The following is a 25,262-nucleotide window of genomic DNA, read 5'->3' on the forward strand; positions in this document are numbered from 1 at the left end:
CAATCTAGCGAGGAACCTCAGCGCTCGATCTCGCCGCGGATGAACTTCTCCACCTGCTCGCGGGCGACGTCGTCGGCGTACTGCTCCGGCGGGGACTTCATGAAGTACGACGAGGCGGAGAGGATCGGGCCGCCGATGCCGCGGTCCTTGGCGATCTTCGCGGCGCGGATGGCGTCGATGATGATGCCGGCCGAGTTCGGCGAGTCCCAGACCTCGAGCTTGTACTCCAGGGACAGCGGGACGTCGCCGAAGTTGCGGCCCTCGAGGCGGATGAACGCCCACTTGCGGTCGTCCAACCAGGCCACGTAGTCCGACGGGCCGATGTGCACGTTGCGGTCGTCGATCTCGTCGCGCAACTGCGAGGTGACGGACTGGGTCTTGCTGATCTTCTTGGACTCCAGCCGCTCGCGCTCGAGCATGTTCTTGAAGTCCATGTTGCCGCCGACGTTCAGCTGGTACGTGCGGTCCACGGTCACACCGCGGTCCTCGAACAGCTTGGTCAGCACCCGGTGCGTGATGGTGGCGCCGATCTGCGACTTGATGTCGTCACCGACGATCGGCAGGCCGGCTGCGGTGAACTTGTCCGCCCACTCCTTGGTGCCGGCGATGAAGACCGGCAGCGCGTTGACGAAGGCGACACCGGCGTCGATGGCGCACTGCGCGTAGAACTTCGCGGCCTGCTCCGAACCCACCGGCAGGTAGCAGACCAGGACGTCGACGGCCGCCTCACGCAGCGCCGCCACGACGTCGACCGGCGCGGCGTCCGACTCGGTGATGGTCTCGCGGTAGTACTTGCCGAGGCCGTCGAGGGTGTGACCACGCTGCACCGTGATGCCGGTCGGCGGCACGTCGCAGATCTTGATCGTGTTGTTCTCGCTGGCGCCGATCGCGTCGGCGAGGTCCAGGCCGACCTTCTTGCCGTCGACGTCGAACGCGGCCACGAACTCCACGTCCCGGACGTGGTAGTCGCCGAACTGGACGTGCATCAGACCGGGGACGCGCTCCTCGGGCTTCGCGTCGCGGTAGTAGTGCACGCCCTGGACGAGCGAGCTGGCGCAGTTGCCGACGCCGACGATCGCTACGCGGATCGAGGTCATCTGGAATCTCCTTGGGTAGGCGGGTGGTGCTGGTCAGGGGGCCGCTGTTGCCGCCGCTCGCCGTCGATCAGCTCGTTCAGCCAGCGGACCTCGCGCTCGGCCGACTCCAGGCCGTGCCGTTGCAGCTCGAGGGTGTAGGCGTCGACCCGCTCCGCCGTCCGGCTCATCGCCGCCCGGAAGTTGGCCAGCCGCTCCTCCATCCGGGCCTTGCGGCCCTCGAGGATGCGCAACCGGGTGGCCGGGTCGGTCCGGCCGAAGAACGAGAAGCGGACGCCGAACGTGTCGTCCTCCCAGGCCGACGGCCCGGCTTCGTGCATCGCGTGCGCGAAGTAGTCCTTGCCGTCGGCGGTGATCGTGTACACGATCTTGGGCCGCCGGCCCGACTCCGGCGTCCCGGGGTCGGCCGTGATCAGCCCGTTGCGGAGCATCGCTTTCAGGCACGGGTACAGCGAACCGAACGACAGCACGCGTCCCCACCCGAACTGGGCGTTGACGCGCTTGCGGAGCTCGTAACCGTGCATCGGCGCTTCGTGCAGCAGACCGAGTACGGCGAGCTCGAGGACACCACTGCGGTTTCCCATGAGCCACCTCCCTCGGTCCAGTTTGTCATGACCTGATGTATCGACTCGATACATCGTGCCGCCACTGTAAGCAGACCTGGCACCTGTGGACAACCCCTGACAAAGAAGACCTTTGTCACCCGCCCGCCCGGCGCACCCGGGAAACCTGTTACGTCAGACGCCGATCTGCGTTAATCGAATGACACTCAGCGTCATAGCTCGGGAGCGGACGGTAATGACCGACAGTCACGCGAAGCACGCCAGGCCCGACGTCGCCGCCGAGGGGGTGCTCGCCCGGCTGGCGCTGCGGTTCACCGCGTTCACCGAGAAGTGGCTGCCGGACGCGTTCGGCTTCGTCCTGGTCGGCACGTTCGTCGTGCTGTTGTTCGGCCTCGTCACCGGTGAGCCGCTGCTGAAGCGGCCCGACGACCCGGCCGCGACCAAGGGCTTCGGACTGGTCGACGCCTGGGGCATCGGGTTCTGGTCGCTGATCACGTTCACGCTGCAGATGGCCATGATCATCATCGGCGGGTACGCCGTGGCGACCAGCGGACCGGTCGCGCGGTTGATCACCCGCCTGGCGCGGCTCCCGCAGACGCCGCGGTCCGCCGTCGCGTTCGTCGCTGCGGTCGCGATGCTGGCGTCGTACCTGAACTGGGCGTTCAGCCTGATCTTCGCAGCGATCCTCGCGCGGGAGGTCGCGCGCAACGTGCCGAAGGCGGACTATCGCGCGCTCGGTGCGATGGCGTTCCTCGGGCTCGGGACGGTGTGGGCGCAAGGGCTGTCCGGCTCGGCGGCCTTGCAGGTGGCGAGTGCGAGCAGCAGCCCGCCGCCGGTGCAGGAGGTGATCAAGGCCGGCGGTCACGCCAGCGGGCTGATCCCCCTCAGCGACACGATCTTCACCTGGCAGGCGCTGGTGGCGACGCTGATCGTGTACGTCGTGGGCGTCGCGATGGCGTGGTTCGTCGCACCGGGCGAGGGCAACGCGCGGACCGCCGAGCAGATCGGCATCGAGCTCAAGCCGCTCATCGGGCGCGGCTCGGCCTACAACGGTCAACGGCGGGAGACGCGCAGGCCCGGCGACTGGCTCGAGCACTCGCCGCTGTTCAGCCTGCTGATCGTCCTGCTGGGCGTGATCTACCTGGTGCGCTACTTCAGCGGGAAGAGCTTCTTCAACGCGTTGGACCTCAACACGGTCAACCTGATCCTGTTCCTGCTCGCGCTGCTCCTGCACTGGCGGCCGTGGCGGATGGCGCGTGCGGTACGCGACGGCGCGCCCGCGGCGGCCGGCGTACTGCTCCAGTTTCCCTTGTACGGCGGCGTCTTCGGCATGATCGCCTACACCGGGATCTCCGCGCGCCTCGCCGGCTGGCTGGTGCAGGCGAGCAACCAGTTCCTGTTCCCGCCGCTGGTCGCGATCTACTCGTGTGTCCTCGGCATCTTCGTCCCGAGCGGCGGCAGCAAGTGGGTGATCGAGGCGCCGTACGTGCTGCAGGCCGCGAACGAGCTGCGCGTCGACGCCGGGTGGATGGTCGTCGTGTACGACCTGGGCGAGGCGAGCGCGAACCTGCTGCAACCGTTCTGGATGCTGCCGACGCTCGCCATCCTCGGCCTCAAGGCGCGCGACATCATGGGCTACACGTTCACGCTGTTCCTGGCCTGTTTCCCGGCGGCGCTGATCGCCGTGACCTTGCTCGCACCGCACGTGACGAGGTAACCGCTTGCATCGGCTTTGAGCCCCGCCGGACCGGCTTGCTACCATCCGGAGCGGATTCGGGCGTATTACCACACCCACCGTAGTCTGTGGGGCAATGACTTCCGCGAGATCGTCGAGGATTGCACAGTGAGTGAAGCTCGTAGAAAGGCCGCCCCGCCTCCCCGGCGGAAGAAACACTGGGCGGTCCGGGTGCTCGGCTGGCTGGCCGCACTCGTCTTCCTCGGCATCATCGGCTCGGTCGCCGCGTTCTTCGTCGTCTACCAGACCACGAAGATCCCGGACCCGAACAAGGAGTTCGCGACCAACACCACCACGGTGACGTACGCCGACGGCCGCAACCCGCTGGGCACCTTCTACGAGCAGAACCGGCACACGGTGCCGCTGGCGCAGATCCCGAAGCACGTCCAGGACTCGGTGATCGCGGCCGAGGACCGGACCTTCTGGACCAACCCCGGCATCTCCCCGAGCGGCATGGTGCGGGCCGCGGTCAACATCGCCCGCGGCGAGCAGCTCCAGGGTGGTTCGACGATCACGCAGCAGTACGTGAAGATCATGTACCTGACCCAGGAGCGCACGGTCTCCCGGAAGTTCAGGGAACTGTTCATCGCGACCAAGCTCGGCCGGCAGCAGGACAAGAGCAAGACCCTCGAGGGTTACCTCAACACGATCTACTTCGGCCAGGGCGCGTACGGTATCGCCGCTGCCGGTGACACCTATTTCGGTGTCAAGGAACCGTCCAACTTGTCGGTCCCGCAGGCAGCCCTGCTCGCGACCATCCTGAACAACCCGTCGCTGTTCGACGTCACCGACTCGGATCCGCGAACCAAGGCCCGGATCATCGAGCGGTACAAATACGTGCTCGACGGCATGCAGCAGATGGGCACGATCAGCGAGGCCAAGGAGAAGCAGTACGCCGCCAAGCTGCCCGACCTGAGCAAGATGAAGAAGAAGAGCAGCCGGTACGCCGGGCCGAACGGCTTCCTGCTCGACATGGCCCGCAAGGAACTGGCGCAGCGCGGCTTCGACGAGGACGAGATCACCGGCGGCGGCCTGAAGGTCACGACCACCTTCAACTACGGCCAGCAGAAGAAGATGCTGGCCGCCGCCAAGGAGCAGCCGAAGAAGAACGCCGGACTGCACGTCGGGATGGCCGCGGTGCAACCGGGCACTGGCCAACTGCTGGCGATGTACGGGGGGCCTGACTTCCTCAAGAGCCAGCTGAACTGGGCGACGACGAAGGCGCGACCGGGTTCGTCCTTCAAGCCGTTCGCCCTGGCCGCGGCGCTGAAGGAAGGAAAGTCGCTCTGGGACACCTATCAAGGTGACAGCCCGATCGTGATCCAGGGCCAGAAGTTCGGCAACGAGCTGAACACCGACTACGGCGACGTCACGCTGATGAAGGCGACCGAGCAGTCGATCAACACCGCCTTCTACGAGCTGGTCGACAAGACCATGGACGACGGCCCGAGCAAGGTTGTGGACGCCGCCGAGGCGGCCGGTATTCCGGCGACGAAGACGCTGGAGAAGGACCGGCAGGCGCCGGCGACGGTGCTCGGTCCGGACGCGTACGCGTCGCCGGTCGACATGGCGAACGCGTATGCGACGTTCGCTGCCGAGGGCAAGTACACGCCGCTGCACGTGATCAAGGAAGTCCGCGGCCCGGACGGCAAGGTGCTGTGGTCGGAGGCGAGTGTCCTGAAGCAGCAGAAGCAGGCCTTCACGCCGGAGATCGCGAACCTGGTCAACTTCGCTCTGCAGAACGTGGTCGAGAAGGGCACCGGTGAGGGCGCGAAGGATCTCGACCGCGCCGTCGCCGGCAAGACCGGCACTGCCGGTGGTGTCGCGGTCGAGGACCGCAAGGCGAACGCCGCCTGTGACGGCTGTAAGGACGGCTCGGCGACTCTGACCTCGTGGTGGACCGGCTACACACCGCAGGAATCCACCTCGGTGCTGTACCGCGCCGGCGCCACCGGTGAGTCGGACCTCGACCCGTACAGCGACGACCCGGCCTTCTTCGGTGGCAACTGGCCGCTGAAGACCTGGCTGGCGTTCATGCAGTCCGCCCTCGACGGCGTGCCCGAGGCCGAGTTCACGGAGCCGGACGAGGACCAGATCAAGGACACGTCGACCCCGACGTACACGCCGCCGCCGAGCACTCCTCCGCCGAGCACTCCGCCGCCCAGTACGCCGCCGAGCACTCCTCCGCCGAGCACCCCGCCGCCGAACACGCCGACGGGCAGGCCGACGAAGACCAAGCCGACGCAGACGACGACCACCCCGGTCATCCCGACGCTGCCGACCGGTGGGCCGACCCAACCCACCGATACGCCACGAACACCGGGCGGTCAGTAACGTCCGTGCACCGGCCCCGGCCGGTGCATCCCGGATAGGGGACGATAGGGCTGTGACTCGGGTGGACTGTGGTGTGCGGCGGTGCCGGCGTGTTTGAGCGTTCGGCTGCCGACGAGCCACGGCCGGGTCAGGCCCGGCGGGCCCGGGTCGACGGGGTCGGGTGGCAGCGGTGGATGCCGACGGCGATGACCCGGGAAGTGCTCGGGTGGTGGCTGGTCACCCGGATCGCGCTGTTCGTGCTGTCGATCTCCGCGCCACTGCTGTTCAACCGGGGCAGCGACTACCCGAACGTGTGGAAGGCGTGGCTGCAGTGGGACGTCTGGCACCTGAAGGCGGTCGCCGAGTTCGGCTACAACCACGGTGAGCCGTCCGGTGCGCCGCTGGCCGCGTTCTTCCCCGGCTTCCCGCTGCTGGTGCGGCTGGTCAGCTACACGGGCATCGGCTACGTCGCCGCCGGCATCGTGGTGTCCGCGGTCGCCAGCGCCGTCGCGGGCGTGTACCTCGCGCGCCTGGCGCAGTACGAGTTCCCGGAGCTGAAAGGCCTCGGCCCGAACGCGGCGATGATCTGGTACTGCGCTCCGGTCGGCGTATTCCTGGCGGCCGGGTACACCGAAGCGCTGTTCTGCGCGTTCGCGTTCCCCGCCTGGCTGGCCGCGCGGCAGGGCCGCTGGGCGCGCGCCGCGATCTTCGTCGCGCTGGCGTCGACGGTGCGAGTGTCCGGGCTCTTCCTGATCTTCGCGCTGCTCGTCGAGTTCCTGACGTCGAAGAAGCGGGACTGGTTGTCGCTGCCGTGGCTGGCGCTGCCCGCCGTACCGGTGCTCGGCTTCATGGCGTACCTGAAGCAGATCCACGGCTCCTGGTTCGCCTGGCAGGAGGCGCAGGAGAAGGGTTGGGCGCGCGAGTTCACCTGGCCGTGGACCTCGCTGGTGCACACTTTCGAGGCCGCGAGCAAGGGCCATTTCGCGCCCGACCGCAGCGACTGGACCTGGATGTTCCGGGCCGAGCTGGTCGCGCTGTTCATCGGGCTGGTGCTGCTCGCCTGGTTGTTCTGGCGCCGCTCCTGGGGTGAGGCCGCCTGGGTCGCGGCCACGATCGGCGCCTTCTGTACCTCGTTCTGGATCTACTCGCTCACCCGGGCCACCTTGCTCATGTGGCCGCTGTGGATCGGGCTCGCGGTGCTCGCCAGACGCAGACCGTGGATCGGCCGCCTGTATCTGGCCGTGGCGATACCTCTCGCCGCGGTCTGGGCGGCCGGCTTCTTCACCGGCCGCTGGTCCGGCTGAGTAGTTCTGCTCATGCCCTGAACCTGCCGGGTACTTACCGTGATCCCATGGAAGCCCGGACGATCGGCAGGGTCGCGCTGCAGGCGGTGTTCGTCGGCGTGCTGGCAGGCGCCGCGTACGCGCTGATGCGTCAGTTCGGCGCCCCGCTGTGTCCGCCGACCGGGGTGAGCTGTGCGGTCGAGCACGGCGGCGCGCCGCTCGCCGTACAACTCGGGGGTGTGGCGACGGCTCTGGCGTTGCCGGTGCTGGCGCTCCGGGCCGGTCTCGGGTGGGTGTTCGCGGTCGCCGCGACCGTCGGGATGCTCGCCGTGAACCTGGTCTGGTTCCTGGCGTTGTCCGGCATATGGACAGTTCTCGGGTGAGGCAACCCTCGACAGGGTTCGAGCGTCGATACAGATGAAGGGGTGGCAGTCCGGGCGGGGACCGCCACCCCTCCTTCACCTTCCGGCGGAACCTCTCAGGGGCAGGCTCCGCCGGTGACCGTACCGAGGGCGATGGCAACTGCCGTCGCCCTCAGTCACGTCAGCCGTAGTTGCGGTCGATCGACTGCGAGGGTGTCGGGCTCGGCTTCGTCTCGGCGACGCGCTTGTCGCTCGGATGGGTGCCGGTCTCGATGCCCTTCAGCGTGCCGAGCAGCTCGATCTCGGACAGCGTGACGCCGTCGGCGCCGGCTGCCGGCGTGAGCACCAGGCGGTACTGCGTGTAGGCCTTCGGCGAGGCGATGCTGAAGGACCTGGTGTACGACGTCCAGGCCCAGGCCTCGCCGGCACGCCGGTCCACCGTGCTCCACGTCGTACCGTCGTTCGATCCCTCGAGCGTCCACGCCGACGGCGCCGTACCGGTGGCACCGCTCGTCAGCGTGTACATGCCGACCGGACGACCCTGTGGCAGGGCCACCGTGACGGTCGGCTGTGCACCGGTCAGGGTGACCTGCGTCTTCGTGTCGTTGTCGATCAGCGCGGAGACGTCCGTGCTGCCCGCACCGATCACCGCGCCGGTGTCGGACGTCGAGTCACGCCACGTCATTGGGTCCTCGCCCGGCTTGGTGATCGACGGCGGCGCGTCGTTACGGCCGGTGCCCCACTTGCTCGGCTGGTCGGTCATCTCGAACTCGATCTTGCCGCCGCCGGCGATCAGGTCGTGCGGCAGCGCGGTCGAGGTCCAGTTCTTGCCGTTGACCTTGACGCTCTTCACGTAGACGTTGCGCGAGCTGTTGTTCGGAGCGCTGAGCACCAGCTTCTTGCCGCCGGCCAGCCGGACCGTCGCCTTGGTGAACAGCGGCGAGCCGATCGCGTACGACGGCGACCCGACCTGCAGCGGGTAGAAGCCGAGCGCGCTGAACAGGAACCACGACGACATCTCGCCGTTGTCCTCGTCACCCGGGTACCCCTGCCCGATCTCCGAGCCGAGGTACAACCGCGACAGCACCTCGCGGACCTTCTCCTGCGTCTTCCACGGCTGCCCCGCCACGTCGTACATGTAGGTGATGTGGTGCGACGGCTGGTTGCTGTGGCCGTACTGCCCCATCCGGACGTCACGCGCCTCGAGCATCTCGTGGATCGTGCCGCCGTACCCGCCGGTGTGCAACGCGTCCTCCGGCGTGCTGAAGAACTCGTCGAGCTTCTTCGCCAGACCGTCCCGCCCGCCGTAGATCGCGGCCAGGCCGGCACCGTCCTGCGGCGTCGAGAAGGCCATGTTCCAGGCGTTGGTCTCGGTGTAGTCGTGGCCCCAGTCCTGCGGGTCGAAGGTGCTCGGGGAGTTGCCCCAGACACCGTCCGGCCCCTTGCCCTGGAAGAAGCCGACCGTCGGGTCGTAGAGCGTGACGTAGTTGCGGGCCCGGTTCAGGAAGTACTTGTAGTTGTCCAGGTACTCCTGCTTGCGCGGGTCGTTCTTCTTGGCCTTGTCGTACAGCGCCTTCGACAGGTTCGCGATGCCGAAGTCGTTGATGTAGCCGTCCATCGACCAGCTGAAGCCCTCACCGGTGGTGTTGGCCGTGTAGCCGTTGAACGTGGCCAGGTCCATGCCCTTGCGGCCGACGTTCTGCGACGGCGGCACGACGGACGCGTTCTTCACCGCCGCGTCGTACATCGCTCGGACGTCGATCCCCTTGATGCCCTTCAGGTACGCGTCCGCGAAGGCGACGTCGGACGACGTACCGACCATCAGGTTCGCGTAGCCGGGCGAGGACCAGCGGGAGATCCAGCCGCCGTCCTTGTACTGCTGGACGAACCCGTTCACCAGGTCGGCCGCCTCGTCCTGGGCGAACAGCGAGTACGCCGGCCACACCGTCCGGTACGTGTCCCAGAAGCCGTTGTTCACGTACGTCTGGCCGGCCACGATCTTCGAGCCGGTCGTGGTCGGGGTGTCGGTGCCTACCTTCGGCGAGGTCGGCGACGCGTACTTGATCACCGGGTCCTTGGCGGTCCCGGTGTTCTCGGAGCCGTTGTTCGGGTAGAGGAACAGCCGGTAGAGGTTCGAGTACAGGCTGGTCAGCTGGTCGGCCGTCGCGCCCTCGACCTCGATCGTGTGGAGCTTCTTGTCCCAGAGCGCCTGTGCGGCGTCCTTGACCTTGCTGAACTTGGAGTCCGCCGGGAGTTCCTGCTCCAGGTTCTTCCGGGCCTGCTCGGTGCCGATCAGCGAGGTGGCGAGTCGCAGCTGGACCTGGGTCACCTTGGGGTCGAACGAGAAGTAGCCGCCGACGTTCGCGCCACCTCCGTTCGACAACTTGCCTGAGGCAAGCACCTTCTGGTCGACCACGCCGTACACGAACAGCCGGCCGGCGCCCGTGGACAGTCCGCTCTTGACGTCGGAGTGCCCCGTGACCACGCCGGTCGCCGGATCGAGCGTCAGGCCGCCGTTGTTGTTCACGTTGTCGAAGACCAGCGACGCCTTGCCGGCCGGGAAGCTGAACCGCAGCAGCGCGGCGTGGTCGGTCGGCGCGATCTCGGCCGCGTTGCCGTTGTCGAACGTGACGCCGTAGTAGTACGGACGCGCGGTCTCGTTGTCGTGGCTGAACGACCAGGCACGGGCCTTGCGGTCCGCGGTCGGCGTCGCCGCGATCGACGGCATCACCTGGAACGTCTGCCGGTCACCCATCCACGGGCTGGGCTCGTGGCTGATTGACAGCGCCTGCATGGTCGGCCGGTTGGCCTCGTTGTTGCCCTTGGCGTAGTCGTACAGCCAGGAGGTCGACCCGGCGTTCGTGACCGGCGTCCAGAAGTTGAAACCGTGCGGTACGGCGGTGGCAGGGAAGTTGTTGCCCCGCGAGAAACCGCCCGTGGCGTTCGTGCCGCGCGTGGTCAGCGCCAGGTCCGACGGGTGCTTGGCCGCGGTCTTCTGCGCCGCACGGTCCGGGTTGATCGCGGCGGCGATCCGGATGTCGTCGAGCCAGCCACGGAAGTCGGCCGGCCCCGTCGGCTTGTCGTACCCGACCAGGATTCGCTTGATGGTCTTGCCGGCTGCCACCTTGCCGAGATCGGCCTCGACGTTGTTCCACTGGTTCGTGTACAGCGCCTTCGAGTCGCCCTGGCCGCGAGGACTGAGCTCGAAGCCGTGGTGGTCCTTGGCCTTCAGGTCGCTGAGGTACGTGCCGTCGTCGAACGCGAGGTCGACCGCGGCGTACGTGCTCGGGTAGCTCAGGTCGCCTTCGACGTGCTCCGGGAAGATCTTGTACGACAGGCGGGTGTCCTTACCCACCTGCAGATCGACGTCGGAGATCTTGTTCCACGTGTAGCCGCGGCCCTCGGCGTCCTGGTGCCCGGCGTACCGGAAGGACTTGACGCCGGTGAAGCCGACGCGGGCGCGGGCGTTGTAGGCACTGGTCGGGCCGGAGTCCAGCCGCGACTCGGCGACCGGACCGGGCGGCGGCAGCGGCGCGCCGTTCGACAGGTACCAGTCGGCGAGCTGGACGATGTTCTCGCCGTGGTTGAGCGTGATGTCCAGCTTGAAGTACGTGTACGCCGTGTCGTTGGCGAAGCTGTACTCCTTGGTCTGGAACCGGTTCTCGAAGTTCTGGCCGGTCTGCGTGTCCAGCGTGGTCCAGGTGCTGCCGTCGTTCGACCCGGACACGGTCCAGTTCTGCGGGTCGCGGCCGTCGGCGTCGTTCGCCGAGGTGAGCGCGTACTTCTTGATCACCACCGGGGCCGAGGTCTGGTAGACCAGCCAGCCGGTCGGCTGGAACACCAGCCACTTGGTGAACTTGTCACCGTCCGCGGCGTTCGTGGCGATCTCGCCGCCACCGGTGTTCTCGCCGTTCGCGGTCACCTTGGTGACCTTGTCCATCTCGCTGCCACCGATCCCGGTCGGCGTCGGCCCCCGCACCCCCTCGGTGCGCGGCTTCCCGTCCGGACCGGTCTCGACCGTGTCGGTGTAGCCCGGCTGCGGTTGCCCGGGCTCGAACGAGGTGAAGTACGACGAACCGCTCACCACCGGCTGCTCGGAGGCAGCAGGCGACGCGGCATGCGCTGGCGTCATGGCAACAGACATTGTCACAACCAGCGCGAGAGACGTGACGAGCCCCAGTGGGCGGCGGAGATCCATCCACGCTCCTTGCACATCCGGCCGGCACCACGGGACGCCCCGTCCACCGGTGTGGGTACGCGGCCCCGATGACAAGGTTGTCAGCCCGCGTTCGGGTCGATCCTGCCCAGCGATGTCACCGCGGGTCAATAGTTCGTAGCGCACTGTCGATCCATGGTGGTGGATCGACGCCCCGGAGGTAGGTTGAAGCGCATGGACGAACGTGTGCTGGTCACCGGGGCCTCGGGGTTCATCGGGCGGGCTGTGGTGGGGGCCCTGCGGGGGCGTGGGGTGGCGGTTACTGCTGTGGATCGGGAGCCGCCGGATGCTTCCTGGGACGGTGGGGTGCACGTGGTGACGGGGGATCTGGCGGAGCAGGAGACGTGTGTCGCGGCGTTCGAGACGCGGCCAACGAGTGTCGTGCATCTGGCGGCGTTGACGTCGGTGTTGCGGTCGGTGGATGCGCCGATGCAGACGTTCGCGCAGAACGTGACGATCACGCAGGTGCTGCTGGAGTTGAGCCGCGGTAGTGGGGTCGAGGCGTTCGTGCTGGCGTCGACCAATGCGGTCGTGGGCAACGTCGGTACGTCGGTGATCACCGTCGACCTGCCGCTGCGGCCGCTGACGCCGTACGGCGCGACGAAGGCGGCGTGCGAGATGTTGCTGTCGGCGTACTCCGGGAGCTACGGGATGGCGACCGCCGCGCTGCGGTTCACCAACGTGTACGGCCCGGGGATGTCGCACAAGGACAGCTTCGTGCCGCGGATGATGCGGGCGGCGCTGAGCGGCACCGGGGTGAAGGTGTACGGCGACGGGCAGCAGCGGCGGGACCTGGTGTTCATCGACGACGTGGTGAGCGGCGTCCTGCGGGCGCTCGACACCAGGTACGACGGTCGCGCGATCATCGGCTCCGGGCGCTCGGTGTCGGTGCTGGAGATGATCGACACGGTCCGCGCGGTCACGGGCCGGCCGGTGCCGGCCGAGCACATCGAGGCTCCGGCGGGAGAGATGCCGGCGGTGGTCGTGGACGTCGCCAACGATCTCGGCTACCAGCCGACGGTCTCGCTCGAAGACGGTCTGGCCCGGACGTGGCGGTACTTCGAAAAGCAGTGAGGAAGCACTGGCTGCTCGCCGTCTTCCTCACGCTCGGTCTGGTACTGCGGGTCCTCGCGACTGTCGCCTACACGCCCGCGATCGTCTACACCGACTCCGTCCAATACCTGACGAACATGGGCAAGCTGAGCCCGGACCAGCTCAATCCCATCGGGTACGACTTCGTGCTCGGCCCGCTGGTCTCCATCGGCGGGCTCACCTTCGTCGTCATCGTTCAGCACCTCACCGGACTGCTCCTCGGCGTCGCCATCTACGCGCTCGCCCGGAGGCTCACCGTCTATCGCTGGCTGGCCGCGGTCGCCGCCGCGCCGATCCTGCTCGACGCGTACCAGGTGCAGATCGAGCAGAACATCATGGCCGAGACCACGTTCGACGTGATCCTGGTGGCGATCCTCTGGCTGCTCCTCGGCAAGAAGGAACTACCGGGCTGGCGGCGCGCAGCCGTCGTCGGTGTGCTCGTGGGCGCCGCGTTCACGGTCCGCGCGATCGGCATGGTCCTGCTGCTCGCCGTGGTGCTCTACCTGATGGTGGCCGGGCGCAAGCGACTACGCCGCACCGCTGCCGCCGTGGCCGGCTTCGGTGTCGTCTTCGCGGCGTACGTCGGCTACTACCACGCGGAAACGGGCCGCTGGGGATTCACCGGCGCCGAGAACCAGATCCTGTACGGGCGGACCGCCACGGTCGCCAACTGCGACAAGCTGCCGCTCGACGAAGGCACGCGGTTGTTCTGCCCGAAGGAACCGCTCGGCCAGCGTCTCGGGGTCGACAAGTACGCCCACAACCACTACGGCGACCCGAACTGGCCCGGTCCGCTCCCGCCGGGGACGACGAAGCGTCAACTGGCGACCGAGTTCGCGCATCTGGTGATCAAGCACCAGCCGCTGGACGTCACGTGGGCGGCGCTGAAGGACTTCGCGAAGGGGTTCGCGCCGACGCGCACCAGTTCGCCCAACGACGTACCGCTGGACCGGTGGCAGTTCCAGCTCACCTACCCGAACCTCAAAGACCCCAACACCACCAAGGCCGCAGTGAAATGGGGAGGGTCCGAGCCGCACGTCTCTCACACTCCTGCTGTCATCCTGCGCGCCTACCAACTCCACGGCGGCTACACGTCCGGCACACTGCTCGCCCTGTGTGTACTGATCGCTCTTGTTGCGGCCGTACGTGCAAGAGAGCTCCGAGCGGCTGCACTGTTCCCGGCAGCGGCCGGTGTGATCCTGCTGCTCGGCTCAGCCGCGTTCGAGTTCTCCTGGCGCTACCAGCTGCCAGGACTGATCTTCTTCCCGCTGGCAGGTGCCATAGGCCTCCGCGCCCTGCTCGGCAAGGACCAGGCGCGACCCGCGATGGCGGACTATCCGGACGCCGTCGATTCCGAGGCCGTAAAGGCGTTCAAGCACACGGACTTCGCACCGGTCGTCGTGGTCATCGCGGCGTACAACGAAGCCGGCGGCATCGGCCCCGTCCTCACCAATATGCCGCGAACCTGTGCCGGCCTGCCGGTCGACGTCCTGGTCGTCGTGGACGGCGCCACCGACAACACCGCCGAGATCGCCCGTGAGCACGGGGCATCCGTGTGTGTTGCCCCGAGCAACCGCGGCCAAGGCGCCGCGCTCCGGCTCGGGTACCACCTGGCCGCGGAGGGCGGGGCGAAGTACATCGTCACGACCGACGCCGACGGTCAGTACGACAACGACGAGCTGGAGACGCTGCTGGAGCCGATCCTGCTCGACCGGGCCGATTTCGTCACCGGATCGCGCCGGCTCGGAGCGGAGGACGCGGACAGTCGGCTGCGATGGGTCGGCGTGCGCGTGTTCGCCGTACTCGCGTCGATCCTGACCCGGCGCAAGCTGACCGACACCTCGTTCGGCTTCCGCGCGATGCGGGCCGAGCTCGCGACCGCTGTCACGTTGCGTGAGCCGCAGTACCAGTCGTCGGAGCTGCTGCTCGGGGCGCTCGCGCTCGGCGCCCGCGTGGTCGAGCTGCCGATGACGATGCGCCGACGCGGCGACGGGAGCAGCAAGAAGGGCCCCGGGGTCGTGTACGGCGCGAACTACGGCCGGGTCATGACGACGACGTGGTTACGGGAGTACGTACTGCGCCGGCGGCGGCAGGCGGGCTCTTGGCGAACACCAGGCGATCGAACAGCACGAACTTCACGATGAACAGCACCGCGTAGGTCCCGAAGTACGAACCGGTCACGAGCAGCGTCTTCAGCGCGTGTGAGTCGACCGGCTGCACCAGGTGATCGGTCACCGAGGTGACCACGGCGGCCGTGACCGCGGAGCCGATCACGATCATTGTGTACGGCAACTTCTGACCGCTGCGGCCCCAGGTCCAGCGGCGGTTCAGCACGTAGTTCGGGACCGCGCCGGCCAGCCAGGCGACCAGCGTGGCGACGATGGCCGCCGTGCCGAACCAGTAACACAGAGCGAACGCCAGTTGGCTGACCACGGTGGCCACCACGGAAGATGCCGAATACTTCGCCCACAGCAACCATCTGCCGCGGCGAGAACTGATCCTGGTGAGAACGCGCATCGCCGTCTATTCTGCACCTCCACACCGGCCGGCGGCAGTGCGGAGGAAATTCTCAGGCGATTACCAGCGAATAGGTGGGGCCGGTCACGTTACTGGAGTGGGTACTCGGGATAGGAAGGACTGTGACGACGTTCCCTGACGGAAGGCGGCCGAGCCGTGCGCGTACTCGTCCTTGGCGGTGACGGCTACCTGGGGTGGCCGACCGCGTTGCACCTGTCCGACCGCGGCCACGACACGGCCGTGCTCGACAACATGGCCCGTCGCGGGTACGACCGCGAGCTGGGCGTCCAGAGTCTGGTCCCGATCGAGGATCTCGAGAGCCGGGTCGCAGCCTGGGAAGAGGTGTCCGGCAAGCGGATCCCGGCGTACGTCGGCGATCTGCTCGACGCGGATTTCGTCTACCGGGTGGTGCGCGAGTTCGCGCCGGACGCGATCGTGCACTTCGCCGAGCAGCGCGCCGCGCCGTACTCGATGATCGACCGCGAGCACGCCGTCTACACCCAGCACAACAACGTGGTCGGCACGCTGAACCTGATGTACGCGATCGCCGAGGTCGACCCGGACATCCACCTGGTCAAGCTCGGGACGATGGGTGAGTACGGCACGCCGAACATCGACATCGAGGAAGGCTGGCTGGAGGTCGAGCACAACGGCCGCAAGGACCGGATGCTCTACCCGAAGAAGCCGGGCTCGTTCTACCACCTGAGCAAGGTGCACGACTCGCACAACCTCGAGTTCGGCTGCCGGATCTGGGGGATGCGCGTCACCGACCTCAACCAGGGTGTGGTGTACGGGCAGCAGACCGACCAGACCGTGCAGGACGCGCGGCTGGCGACCCGGTTCGACTACGACGCCGTGTTCGGCACGGTCCTCAACCGGTTCTGCATCCAGGCCGTGCTCGGCGAGCCGCTGACCGTGTACGGCAGCGGCGGGCAGACCCGCGGCTTCCTGGACATCCGGGACACCGTCGAGTGCATCCGGCTCGCGGTGGAGAATCCGGCGGACGCCGGTGAGTTCCGGGTCTTCAACCAGATGACCGAGAGCTACTCGGTGGCGCAGCTCGCCGACCTGGTCGCCGAGTGCTTCCCGGGCCCGGTACAGGTCGAGCACCTGGACAACCCGCGCGTCGAGCAGGCCGAGCACTACTACAACGTGAAGCACACCGGCCTCGTCGGCCTGGGCCTCCAGCCCCACCTGCTCTCGGAGACCCTGATCGAGTCGATGTTCGACATCGTCTCCGCCAACAAGGACCGCGTCGACCCGGCCGCCCTACTCCCGACCGTGCGCTGGCAGGGCCACCTCAAGCAGTGAAGAAGCAGAAGATGTGACCGACCGGGTCGGCGTACACCCGGACGTCGGGCTGCGGCTGGAACTCCATCAGCCGTGCCCCGGCGGCCACGGCTCGCTCGTGCGCCGACTCCAGGTCGTCCACCTGGATGTCCAGGTGCAGCTGCATCTGCTGGACGTTCTGCTCGCTGGGCCAGGTTGGGGGCTGATAGTTCGGCTCCAGCTGGATGGACAACCCGGTCGGGAGGTCCGGATTCCAGACGGTGACCCAGGTGTCGTCATGGGCATTCAGGTCCCAGCCGAGCAGCCGGCTGTAGAACTCGCCGAGCTCCCGCGGGTCCGGCGCGTCCAGCACGACACCCTTCAACGCGTACTTATGGCTCATCCACGACACGCTAACGCCGTGCGCCGACAAGAAGCGTCGGGAGTACGGCGAGGAAGCGGTCGCGGCGGCCGCGATCGGATTGCTCGGCGAGCCAGGTGTCGGCGTCGCCCTGGGTGATCAGCGCCTTCTCGACCGCGGCGCCGGCGGCTGCGCTCAGCTGCGGCGCCATCAGCTCGTAGTCGGTGACGACCTCGGTGTGGACGGCGACCTCGACGTCGTGGAAGCCGGCGTCGAGCAGGAGGTCACGCAGCGTACGAGTCGCGCGCGGCGACACCGTACGGGACTCGAGGCCGAGGCGGATCACATCGGTCAAGTCCTGATCGGAGCTGTCGATCAGGACGAACCCGTAGTCCTGCCCGCCCAGTACGATCCGCCCGCCGGGACGCAGCACCCGACGCGCCTCGTCGATCGTCGGGGCCGGATCCGCGAGCAGGTGGAACAGCCGCAGCGCGCGGTACCCGTCCATCGACTCGCTCTCGAGCGGCAGCTCGCCGGAATGTGCCACGTGAAACATCGCTCCGGGCGCCCGCTCCCGGGCCGCCTCGATCGCTTCGGGGTCGGCATCGACCCCGGTCACCTTCAGGCCCTTGCGCGCCAGCTCGGCGACCGCGTGCCCCGCCCCGCAGCCGACGTCGACGCAGGTCGCGCCGCGTTTCAGCGCCAGCATCCGGTACGACGTCGCGCGCAGCGCCGCCGCACCGGGCCCCTCCTCGATCCGTTCCAGAAACCTCATACGGTCCACGCTGCAACTTCAGGTGGACCTGAAGTCAATCCATCGACACCTTGTCGAACGTCGTCGTGGTGTAGCGGACGTCCAGGTCGATCTCGTCGCCAACCGCGGGCGGGGCCACCGACGACGGCAGGAACAGCATGCTGGCCTGCATGTGCGGCGGTTCGGCGAACCAGCGCTGCTTGCCCTCGATGCTGAACGGCGACAGGGCCATCCCGGCCGCGTCCAGGCTGCCCTTGGCCATCGCGATCGCGCGCTGCCGCACGGTCGCCGCCGCGGTCGGCGCTTCCAGGCCGACGCCGTGCGCCGTACCGCCGGAGACGATCAGGATGTGGCCGTCGCCGCTCACCCGGCGCTGCCGGTAGCCGACGCGCTCGCCGCGCCGGACCGAGTGCACGTCGAGCACGGTCGCCTTGACCGACAGCGCGCCGCGGTCGCCGAGCCACAGCCCGGTGCCCATCCGGAGCTTCACGTCCGGACCGATGTCGGCGAGCTTCTGGGCCGGTACGTGCGACACCCACAGCGTGCCCTTGCGGACGTCAAGCGCCGCCTTCGCGAGCTGCTGCGCCTCGCGGAGGTTGGCCGACGTACCGCCGGCGCCCATCGGGAAGTGCAGCGACCAGCCCTCGAAGCGGATCCGGTCGAGCGCGTTCAGCAGCATCGTGTGCCGCAGTTCGCGGGCGCCGATACCGTGCCGGCGCATCGAGGTCATCACCTCGATCAGCACCCGGCTGCCGGCCGGGATCGAGACCAGGTCGGCCAGCCGGCTGACCGTGTGGATCACGTTCTTGCTTTGCGGCACCTCGAGGAACGGCCGCCACGGCGACAGCACCACGACGTCCTCGCGGGGGTCCGCGGGGACCTCGAAGTACGTGCCGACCGCGACCGTCCGGGCGCCGAGCGCGCGGGCTTCGGCGAACAGCCGGTGGTTGCCGAACCCGTACCCGTTGCCCTTGGCGACCGGGACGATGTCGGGGTTCCACGTGGAACGCAGGTGTTCACGCCATCGATCGGAATCGACGTGCAGGACTAGGGGCATGGTGTCAACGCCGTCTCATGTAGAGGTCGAATGCGGTGTAGAGCGCCTTGTTCAACGGCAGGTCCCACTCACCGACGTACTCGACGGCCTCGCCGCCGGTGCCGGTCTTGAACTGGATCAGCCCGACGTGCGGGTCGTTCGGGTCCAAGGTGTCGGTGATGCCCCGTAGGTCGTACACGGACGCGCCCGCCGCGAGCGCGTCCGTCATCATGCGCCACTGGATCGCGTTCGATCCGCGCACGTCGCGTTTGGCGGTCGAGCTGGCCCCGTAGGAGTACCAGGAATGACCGCCGACCCGGACCCAGATCGTCGACGCGACCAGGTCGCCCTCGTGGTGGGCGTTGTAGATCCGGAAGTCACAGCAATCGGCCGGCTGGTTGGCCATCGCGGCGTACATCTTCTCGAAGTACGGCAGCGGGCGCGGCGTGAAGTGGTCGCGCTGCGCGGTCTCGACGTACAGCGCGTGGAACGCCTTGATGTCCTCGGTCCCGCCCTGCGAAACCTCGACGCCGGCCTTGGCGGCCTTCTTGATGTTGCGCCGCCAGAGCTGGTTCATGCCCTTGAGCAGATCGTCCTCGGTGCGGCCGGCCAGCGGCACCTGGAAGACGTACTGCGGTTGCCCGGCCGCGAACCCCTCCGCGATCCGAGGGGCTTTCCAGCCCAGCTTGTGGAGCTTGTCGACGACCGTGGCGCCGGACGGCTCGATCACGTCCGGCCGGACGTCGCCGAGCCGCGGCTGCTGCCCGCCGGCGATCGCGTCCTTGATCGTCTGCGCGGTCCACCGCCGGGCCGCCACCGGCGGGCCCATCCGGATGCCGAACGCGCCGCGCTCCTGCAGGTGCGCCGCCAGCGGACGCAGGTAGCTGCCGAGGTCGATCGCGTCCCAGTCGATCACCGGGCCTTCGGGCAGGTAGGCGAGGTACCGCTTCACCTTCGGCATCTGCCGGTACAGCACCAGCCCGACGCCGACCAGGGTGCCGGGGGTGCCTGGCTCGTACCAGCCGAGCGACTCCGCCTTCCACTCGCTCTTCACCGCCGCCCACCCCGGGGTCTGCAGGAAGCTCGCCGACGGCTGGGCCGCGATGTAGGCCGCATGCTCGTCCGTCGAGATGGTCCGGATGCTCAAGTCACTCACGGTCGGTCAGGTTACCGGCCCAGCCCCGGGAACCGTAGCTGAGCCGGTGTCTGATCAAAGCCACCTTGAGCACCCACCAACCATATTCCGTCGCGGGGAGTGGTTGATCCGTGCTCAAGGTCGGAGCTCAGTCGACGAGCAGGCTTTCTGACAAGTCCCACAACCGAGTGGCCGACTCCGGATCCAGGGCGTAGTCCGCGACGCCGCCTTCCTGCCCTTCGGCGTGCGGCAGGGCCTCGTTGTTGTCCTCGAAGTACTTACCGGTGACACCGGCGACCAGCGGGGACGCGGCCAGCAGCACCGACGTGGAGGCGCCCTGCTCGGTCGTCTTCCACGGGAAGTGCTCCCACTGCTGGAGGAGCTCGTCCGGGACGTGCCGCTGCAGAGGTGTCCGGATGCCGCCCGGCATCAGGGCGTTGGCGACGATCCCGTCACTCGCCCAGCGCTTGGCCGCCTCGACCGCGAACAGCACGTTCGCCGTCTTCGACTGGCCGTACGCCGCCCACTCGTCGTACGGACGGTTCTCGAAGTGGATGTCGTCGAAGTGCACGTCCGAGCGCAGATGTGCGCTCGAACTGACCGAGACGATCCGCGCGTCGCCGGCCGCGGCGAGTGCGCCGTGCAGGCCGAGGGCGAGCCCGAAGTGGCCGAGGTGGTTGGTCGCGAACTGGTGCTCCCAGCCCTCCGGTGTCCGGGTCAGCGGCTCGGCCATCACACCGGCGTTGTTCACCAGGATGTGCAGCGGCCCGTCCCAGGTGGCGGCGAAGGCGCGCACCGAGGCGCGGTCGGCGAGTTCGATCGGCGCGACGAAGACGTGGTTGTTGCCGGTGGTTTCGATGATCTGGGCCGCCACCCGTTCGCCGGCGGCGGTGTTGCGGACGGCGAGGGTGACCTCGGCGCCCGCCGCGGCGAGAGCCCGGACGGTCTCGACACCGATCCCGGAAGCGCCGCCGGTGACGACGGCCCGGCGACCGGTCAGGTCGACGCCGGCGACGACCTCGGCCGCGGTGGAGTCATGCGTGAAAGGAGTGGTGATCCTGCTCATCAGGTGCGGTCCTGTTCTACGAGCTACGCTGTAACCGGAGGAGCCTCCGGTAATTCCAGTTAACCGGAGGTGCCTCCGGTTATCAAGTCCGCTAGGTTGTGAGGCCAGGGAGGGAGGGGAGATGAGTACCAGTGAGCGCCCGCTGCGCGCGGACGCCCAGCGCAACCGGGACCAGATCGTGGCGGCCGCGGGACGCGCGTTCACGAAGTGCGGCCTGGAGGCCACGCTGGAGGGGATCGCGAAGGACGCCGGCGTCGGCATCGGCACGCTCTACCGGCACTTCCCGACCCGTGAGTTGCTGATCGAGGCCGCCTACCGGAACGAGTTGGCAGCAGTCTGCAACGCGTCTCCCGAGCTCCTCGCGAAGCTGCCGCCGGATCAGGCGCTGCGCGCGTGGATGGACCGCTTCATCGACTACATGGCCCGCAAGCGGGGCATGGCCGACGCGCTGCGGGCGGTCTTCGCCTCCGGCGCGAACCCGTACGCCCAGAGCTTCGAGCTCCTCGTCGGCGCGGTCCAGCCGCTGCTCGACGCCGGCGCGGCCGCCGGCCAGATCCGCTCGGACATCTCGGCCAAGGACCTGCTCGCCAGCATCGGCGGCGTCGGCGGTGCCGCGGCCGACGACCGTGACCAGGCAGGCCGGCTGCTCGACCTGCTGATGGACGGCCTGCGGTACGGCGCATGAAGGTTGCTCTGGTGACCGGATCCGCCTCCGGTATCGGAGCCGCGACCGTACGGCGACTCGCCGCGGACGGGATGACCGTCGCGGTGCACTCGCGGTCCAGCCGCGCTGCCGGGCAGGCGTTGGCGGCGGAGTTGGGCGGGTCGTACCACCAGGCTGATCTGTCGGACGACGCCGCGGCTCAGGCGCTGGTGCCGGACGTGGTGCGTGAGCACGGACGCCTCGACGTACTCGTGAACAACGCCGGTATCAGCTGGCCGGTGCCGCACGCGGATCTCGACGGGTTGACCGCCGACGACTGGCGGCGGTTGCTCGACGTCAACCTGATCGCGCCGTGGCTGCTGTGTACGGCGGCCCTCCCGGCGCTCCGCGAATCCGGCGGATGCATCGTCAACGTGACCAGCCACGCGGGCGTCCGGCCCAAGGGCAGCTCGATCGCGTACGCCGCGTCGAAGGCGGCGCTCAACCACGTGACGAAGTTGCTCGCCGCCGCGCTCGGACCGGACGTCCGGGTGAACGCCGTCGCACCCGGTCTCGTCGACACGCCGCTCACCGAGTCGTGGACCGCGGCCCAGGACCTGTGGAAGACCTCGAGCCCGATGCGCCGCGCCGCCCAGCCGGCGGACGTCGCCGACCTGATCTCGGCGGTTATCCACAACGGCTACCTGACCGGTGAGGTCATCCTGCTCGACGGCGGTCTCAACCTGCGCTGATTCTGTCGGTGCCGGTCCCTACGATCGCGGGATGTCTTTGGGTCGAGACTTCCGGCGGTTGTGGGTTGCATTCACGGTCAGTGCGTTCGGATCGGCGGTCGGCCTCGGCGCGTTGCCGCTGGTCGCCGTGCTGGCTCTGGACTCCAGCACCTTCCAGGTCTCGATGCTCGCCGCGCTGTCCGCGGTGGCCGGTGCGGCGCTCGCGTTGCCGATGGGGGACTTCATCGAGCAGCGGCGGAAACGGCCGGTGATGATCGCCTCCGACCTGGTGCGGTTCGCGGCGCTGGTCTCGGTGCCGGTCGCCGCAGCGTTCGGCGTGCTGACGTATGCGCACCTGTGCGTGGCGGGAGTGTTGCAGGCGGCCGGGACGATCGCGTTCCAGGCGGCGAGTGGCGCGCATCTGAAGGCGCTCGTCCCGGCCGAGGGACGGGCCGAGGCGAACAGCCGCTTCGAGCAGACGAACTGGGTGTCCCTGAGCGTCGGGCCGGCGCTCGGCGGTGTGCTGGTCGGTCTGGTCGGCGCAACCGTCACACTGGCGGTCGACGCGGTCTCGTTCCTCGGGTCGGCGCTCGGCATCCGGCGGATCCAGCAACCAGAGCCGGAGCCGGTGAAGCGGGAAGGCAAGCGCGACATCACCGCGGGCTGGCGCTACATCCTGCGGCATCGCGGGCTGCGCATCCTGTTCTGGAACTCGCAGCTGTTCGGTGGGCCGGTGATGATGACGTCGCCGCTGCTGACCGTCTTCATGCTGCGCGACCTGGGGCTGTCGGCGTGGAGCTACGGCGTCTTCCTCGGTATCTCCTGCATCGGCGGCGTCATCGGTGCGCGGATGGCCCCGCGGCTGACTCGGAAGCACGGGCTGCACTGGATGCTGCTGGCTTTCGGCGTACTGCGGGCGCCGTGGCTCCTGCTGTTCCCGCTGGCGCCGCACGGGTGGGCCGGGTTCGTGCTGCTCACGGTCGCGGAGACCGGACTGCTCGTGGGAGCGGGGGCGTTCAACCCGTCGTTCGCGACGTACCGCATGGAAGTGACCGAGGACAGGTTCATGGCGCGCGTGGTCGGGTCCTGGTCGATCAGCTCGCGGTGCGTGCAGCCCGCGTTCATGGCGCTCGGCGGCGTGCTCGCGACGCTGGTCGGGATGCGCGGCGCCCTGTGGGTCGCGGGCATCTGCTGCACGCTGAGCGCCCTCCTGCTGCCGTGGCGAGCGGCTAAACCAGCCCCCTTGCCTGAGCCAGTCTGACGATCGAGCCCACCTCTTCGGGTTGACCGTCGAGGTACTCGGCGGCCTTCTCCGGCGGCAGCACCAGCACTTCGGTCACCTGTTCGCCGTCGTCCGGGTTGGTCGGCTCCTGCTCGACGACGACGTCGGCGACGTAGTTCGCCCAGTACGAGACCGGGTGCGGCAGGTGCGGACGGTAGGGCGTTTCGCGGCGATGGTCGGCGCGATGGGCGCCGAGCCAGGTGAGCGGTCCGGTCAGCCGGGCGCCGGCCTCCTCGAGCAGCTCACGCCGGACGAGCTCCTCGATCGACTCGCCGGGCTCGCGGGTCCCGCCCGGCAGGAAACGCCAGCCCAGGTCGTTGGCGCACACAACGATTCCGCCGACGGTCCGGCAGACGACGTGGACGTTGCTGATCAGCTCGTCCGGCGGCTCCTCGACGGTGTAGCGGACGTCGAGCTCTCCCCACTCCCAGTAGCCCGGTGCGAACAGATCGGGAAACCGCTCCGCCCAGGGCTGCATAACCTCATTCTGCGCTACCGTCGCTGCCATGGCGCACCCCGACCCCGAGCCCGAGCCCGCCGCGGCTGCCGAAGCCGCGGCGGAAGCCGAGCGTGAGGAGGACCGCGAGGACGAGGCCGAACCGAAGCCGGATCCCGAGCAGGCGCAGCGTACGGTCGACCGGCTGATGTGGACCAGCGCTTGGCTGACCGTTCTGGTCGGCGTGTTCCTGGTCGTGGGCATCGCCCGGTCCGACAGCCACTACAGCGTCTTCGCCTGGCTCGGTGCGGTGGTGGCGATGCTGGGCCTGCTCGCGCTCGCCACGGCGTACTTCGCCTGCGCCCGCAAGCGCCTCACGCTGCGGACCCGCCTGCGCGGGCCGCTCGACGTGTTCAAGGCCAGCACGGTGGTCATGGTGATCGTCGTGATCTGCGGCCTGCTCGTGCCGACCGACAACACCCCGGCGCTCGCCGTCCTGCTTCCGTGGGCCGTGACCTACTGGCTCTACGGCCTGGAGAAGACCGAGGCACCTACGCCGTGAGATGCGCTCGCAGGTAGTCGAGGTCGGTCTTCTGGCCGTTGTCCGCATTCGGCGTCTCGACGACGACCGGGGCGCCGGCGGCCTGCACGACCGCGACGATGTCGGCCGGGTCGATGTGGCCCTCCTCGAAGTTGCTGTGCCGGTCCGCGCCGGAGCCGAATTCGTCGCGAGAGCCGTTCGCGTGCACGAGATCGATCCGGCCGGTGATCGCGAGCACCTTCTCGACGATCGTCGGCAGCTCCTCGCCGGCCGCGTGGAAGTGGCAGGTGTCGAGGCAGAAGCCGACGTTTTCCAGCCGGTCGTTGCCGGACGCCTGCACCGCGTCCCAGAGCCGCGCGATCCGGTCCAGCTGGCGGGCCATCGCGTTCTCACCGCCGGCCGTGTTCTCGATCAGCAGCGGGACCGGCAGCTCGGCGCGCTCGATGCACTTGCGCCAGTTGTCGAAGCCGGCCTCCGGGTCGTCCTCGTCGCCGACGTGCCCGCCGTGCACGATCACGCCCTTGACGTCGATCTCGGCGGCCTTGTCCAGCGTCTGCTGCAGCAGCTTCCGGCTCGGGATCCGGATCCGGTTGTTCGTGTTCGCGACGTTCAGCCGGTAGGGGGCGTGCACGTAGAGGTCGACCCCCGCCGCGGCGGCGCGCTCCTTCAGCGCCTCCTCGCCGTCGGCGTACGCGAGCTTGGGCGCCTTGTAGTCCTGCGGGTTCCCCAGGAAGAACTGCACCAGGTCGGCGCCTCGATCGGCCGCCTCGGCCAGCGGGTCTTCCTGGTCCACGTGCGCACCGAGCTTCACAGTCATACCCACCACCCTAGAA

At 68.4% G+C, this 25,262-nt stretch carries 22 protein-coding genes; 11 read left to right on the top strand and 11 right to left on the bottom strand.

The features are described 5' to 3' along the window. Positions 1 to 17 precede the first annotated feature (17 nt). The gene (locus tag ABZX12_RS16325) at positions 18 to 1,097 is read right to left on the bottom strand and encodes an inositol-3-phosphate synthase (protein ID WP_355475737.1); all 1,080 of its coding nucleotides are present in this window, start codon (positions 1,095 to 1,097) and stop codon (positions 18 to 20) included. Next, positions 1,094 to 1,678, bottom strand: coding sequence for a PadR family transcriptional regulator (locus tag ABZX12_RS16330; protein WP_167204308.1), 585 nt, complete (start codon positions 1,676 to 1,678; stop codon positions 1,094 to 1,096). The genes ABZX12_RS16325 and ABZX12_RS16330 overlap by 4 nt, the downstream gene beginning before the upstream one ends. 214 nt (positions 1,679 to 1,892) lie before the next feature. Here ABZX12_RS16330 and ABZX12_RS16335 point away from each other — a divergent pair, with 214 nt between their 5' ends. The 4 genes from ABZX12_RS16335 (at position 1,893) to ABZX12_RS16350 (ending at position 7,371) form a co-directional block, all read left to right on the top strand. Continuing rightward, entirely contained in the window at positions 1,893 to 3,374 is a 1,482-nt protein-coding gene (locus ABZX12_RS16335; protein ID WP_355693815.1) for a TIGR00366 family protein, read from the top strand. 126 nt (positions 3,375 to 3,500) lie between these two features. Then, the gene (locus ABZX12_RS16340) at positions 3,501 to 5,726 is read left to right on the top strand and encodes a transglycosylase domain-containing protein (RefSeq protein WP_355693817.1); all 2,226 of its coding nucleotides are present in this window, start codon (positions 3,501 to 3,503) and stop codon (positions 5,724 to 5,726) included. 89 nt (positions 5,727 to 5,815) lie between these two features. Then, the gene (locus ABZX12_RS16345; RefSeq protein WP_355693819.1) at positions 5,816 to 7,009 is read left to right on the top strand and encodes a mannosyltransferase family protein; all 1,194 of its coding nucleotides are present in this window, start codon (positions 5,816 to 5,818) and stop codon (positions 7,007 to 7,009) included. Positions 7,010 to 7,056: 47 nt separating this feature from the next. Next, a complete protein-coding gene (locus ABZX12_RS16350) occupies positions 7,057 to 7,371 on the top strand; it encodes a hypothetical protein (protein WP_355693821.1) in 315 nt (104 codons plus the stop codon). A 160-nt stretch (positions 7,372 to 7,531) separates the two neighbouring features. Here ABZX12_RS16350 and ABZX12_RS16355 read toward each other — a convergent pair whose 3' ends face one another. Next, positions 7,532 to 11,482, bottom strand: a complete 3,951-nt coding sequence (locus ABZX12_RS16355) for a GH92 family glycosyl hydrolase (protein WP_355693823.1) — start codon at positions 11,480 to 11,482, stop codon at positions 7,532 to 7,534. 258 nt (positions 11,483 to 11,740) lie between these two features. Between ABZX12_RS16355 and ABZX12_RS16360 the strand changes: the two genes are divergently transcribed. After that, the gene (locus ABZX12_RS16360; RefSeq protein WP_355693825.1) at positions 11,741 to 12,640 is read left to right on the top strand and encodes an NAD-dependent epimerase/dehydratase family protein; all 900 of its coding nucleotides are present in this window, start codon (positions 11,741 to 11,743) and stop codon (positions 12,638 to 12,640) included. After that, positions 12,637 to 14,802, top strand: coding sequence for a glycosyltransferase family 2 protein (locus ABZX12_RS16365; RefSeq protein ID WP_355693827.1), 2,166 nt, complete (start codon positions 12,637 to 12,639; stop codon positions 14,800 to 14,802). The genes ABZX12_RS16360 and ABZX12_RS16365 overlap by 4 nt, the downstream gene beginning before the upstream one ends. On the opposite strand, the gene ABZX12_RS16370 is transcribed toward ABZX12_RS16365, so the two are convergent. Continuing rightward, positions 14,702 to 15,175 carry a GtrA family protein gene (locus tag ABZX12_RS16370; protein ID WP_355693828.1) on the bottom strand — a complete coding sequence of 158 codons (474 nt, stop codon included), beginning with the start codon at positions 15,173 to 15,175 and terminating at the stop codon, positions 14,702 to 14,704. The genes ABZX12_RS16365 and ABZX12_RS16370 overlap by 101 nt on opposite strands. A 156-nt stretch (positions 15,176 to 15,331) precedes the next feature. Between ABZX12_RS16370 and ABZX12_RS16375 the strand changes: the two genes are divergently transcribed. Then, positions 15,332 to 16,486, top strand: coding sequence for an NAD-dependent epimerase/dehydratase family protein (locus tag ABZX12_RS16375; RefSeq protein ID WP_355693830.1), 1,155 nt, complete (start codon positions 15,332 to 15,334; stop codon positions 16,484 to 16,486). Here the strand turns inward: ABZX12_RS16375 and ABZX12_RS16380 are convergent. The 5 genes from ABZX12_RS16380 to ABZX12_RS16400 all read right to left on the bottom strand — a co-directional run bounded on the left by ABZX12_RS16380 (position 16,476) and on the right by ABZX12_RS16400 (position 20,796). Next, a complete protein-coding gene (locus tag ABZX12_RS16380; RefSeq protein WP_355693831.1) occupies positions 16,476 to 16,847 on the bottom strand; it encodes a VOC family protein in 372 nt (123 codons plus the stop codon). The genes ABZX12_RS16375 and ABZX12_RS16380 overlap by 11 nt on opposite strands. Positions 16,848 to 16,857: 10 nt before the next feature. Next, complete coding sequence (locus ABZX12_RS16385; RefSeq protein ID WP_355693833.1) at positions 16,858 to 17,580, bottom strand: methyltransferase domain-containing protein; 723 nt, start codon at positions 17,578 to 17,580, stop codon at positions 16,858 to 16,860. A 34-nt stretch (positions 17,581 to 17,614) separates the two neighbouring features. After that, positions 17,615 to 18,616 (bottom strand): alanine racemase, encoded by a 1,002-nt coding sequence (locus tag ABZX12_RS16390; protein WP_355693835.1) that lies wholly within the window; start codon positions 18,614 to 18,616, stop codon positions 17,615 to 17,617. Positions 18,617 to 18,620: 4 nt separating this feature from the next. After that, positions 18,621 to 19,751, bottom strand: a complete 1,131-nt coding sequence (locus ABZX12_RS16395) for a peptidoglycan bridge formation glycyltransferase FemA/FemB family protein (protein ID WP_355693837.1) — start codon at positions 19,749 to 19,751, stop codon at positions 18,621 to 18,623. Positions 19,752 to 19,878: 127 nt separating this feature from the next. Further along, positions 19,879 to 20,796, bottom strand: coding sequence for an SDR family NAD(P)-dependent oxidoreductase (locus ABZX12_RS16400; RefSeq protein ID WP_355693839.1), 918 nt, complete (start codon positions 20,794 to 20,796; stop codon positions 19,879 to 19,881). A 121-nt stretch (positions 20,797 to 20,917) separates the two neighbouring features. Between ABZX12_RS16400 and ABZX12_RS16405 the strand changes: the two genes are divergently transcribed. From ABZX12_RS16405 to ABZX12_RS16415, 3 genes are read left to right on the top strand one after another with little or no spacing between them, the layout of a single operon-like run. Continuing rightward, positions 20,918 to 21,481, top strand: coding sequence for a TetR/AcrR family transcriptional regulator (locus ABZX12_RS16405; protein ID WP_355693841.1), 564 nt, complete (start codon positions 20,918 to 20,920; stop codon positions 21,479 to 21,481). Beyond that, positions 21,478 to 22,191: an SDR family oxidoreductase gene (locus ABZX12_RS16410; protein WP_355693843.1), complete on the top strand. Its 714-nt coding sequence runs from the start codon at positions 21,478 to 21,480 to the stop codon at positions 22,189 to 22,191. Before ABZX12_RS16405 ends, ABZX12_RS16410 begins: the two co-directional genes overlap by 4 nt. A gap of 31 nt (positions 22,192 to 22,222) precedes the next feature. Beyond that, positions 22,223 to 23,431 (top strand): MFS transporter, encoded by a 1,209-nt coding sequence (locus tag ABZX12_RS16415; RefSeq protein WP_355693845.1) that lies wholly within the window; start codon positions 22,223 to 22,225, stop codon positions 23,429 to 23,431. On the opposite strand, the gene ABZX12_RS16420 is transcribed toward ABZX12_RS16415, so the two are convergent. Beyond that, positions 23,400 to 23,930 (bottom strand): NUDIX domain-containing protein, encoded by a 531-nt coding sequence (locus ABZX12_RS16420; protein WP_355693847.1) that lies wholly within the window; start codon positions 23,928 to 23,930, stop codon positions 23,400 to 23,402. The genes ABZX12_RS16415 and ABZX12_RS16420 overlap by 32 nt on opposite strands. A 28-nt stretch (positions 23,931 to 23,958) precedes the next feature. On the opposite strand from ABZX12_RS16420, the gene ABZX12_RS16425 reads away from it, so the two are divergent. Beyond that, positions 23,959 to 24,450, top strand: a complete 492-nt coding sequence (locus ABZX12_RS16425; protein WP_355693849.1) for a hypothetical protein — start codon at positions 23,959 to 23,961, stop codon at positions 24,448 to 24,450. Here the strand turns inward: ABZX12_RS16425 and ABZX12_RS16430 are convergent. Next, complete coding sequence (locus tag ABZX12_RS16430) at positions 24,440 to 25,246, bottom strand: deoxyribonuclease IV (RefSeq protein ID WP_355693851.1); 807 nt, start codon at positions 25,244 to 25,246, stop codon at positions 24,440 to 24,442. The genes ABZX12_RS16425 and ABZX12_RS16430 overlap by 11 nt on opposite strands. Positions 25,247 to 25,262 lie beyond the last annotated feature (16 nt).

Source organism: Kribbella sp. NPDC003505 (assembly GCF_040610875.1).
GTDB lineage: Bacteria > Actinomycetota > Actinomycetes > Propionibacteriales > Kribbellaceae > Kribbella.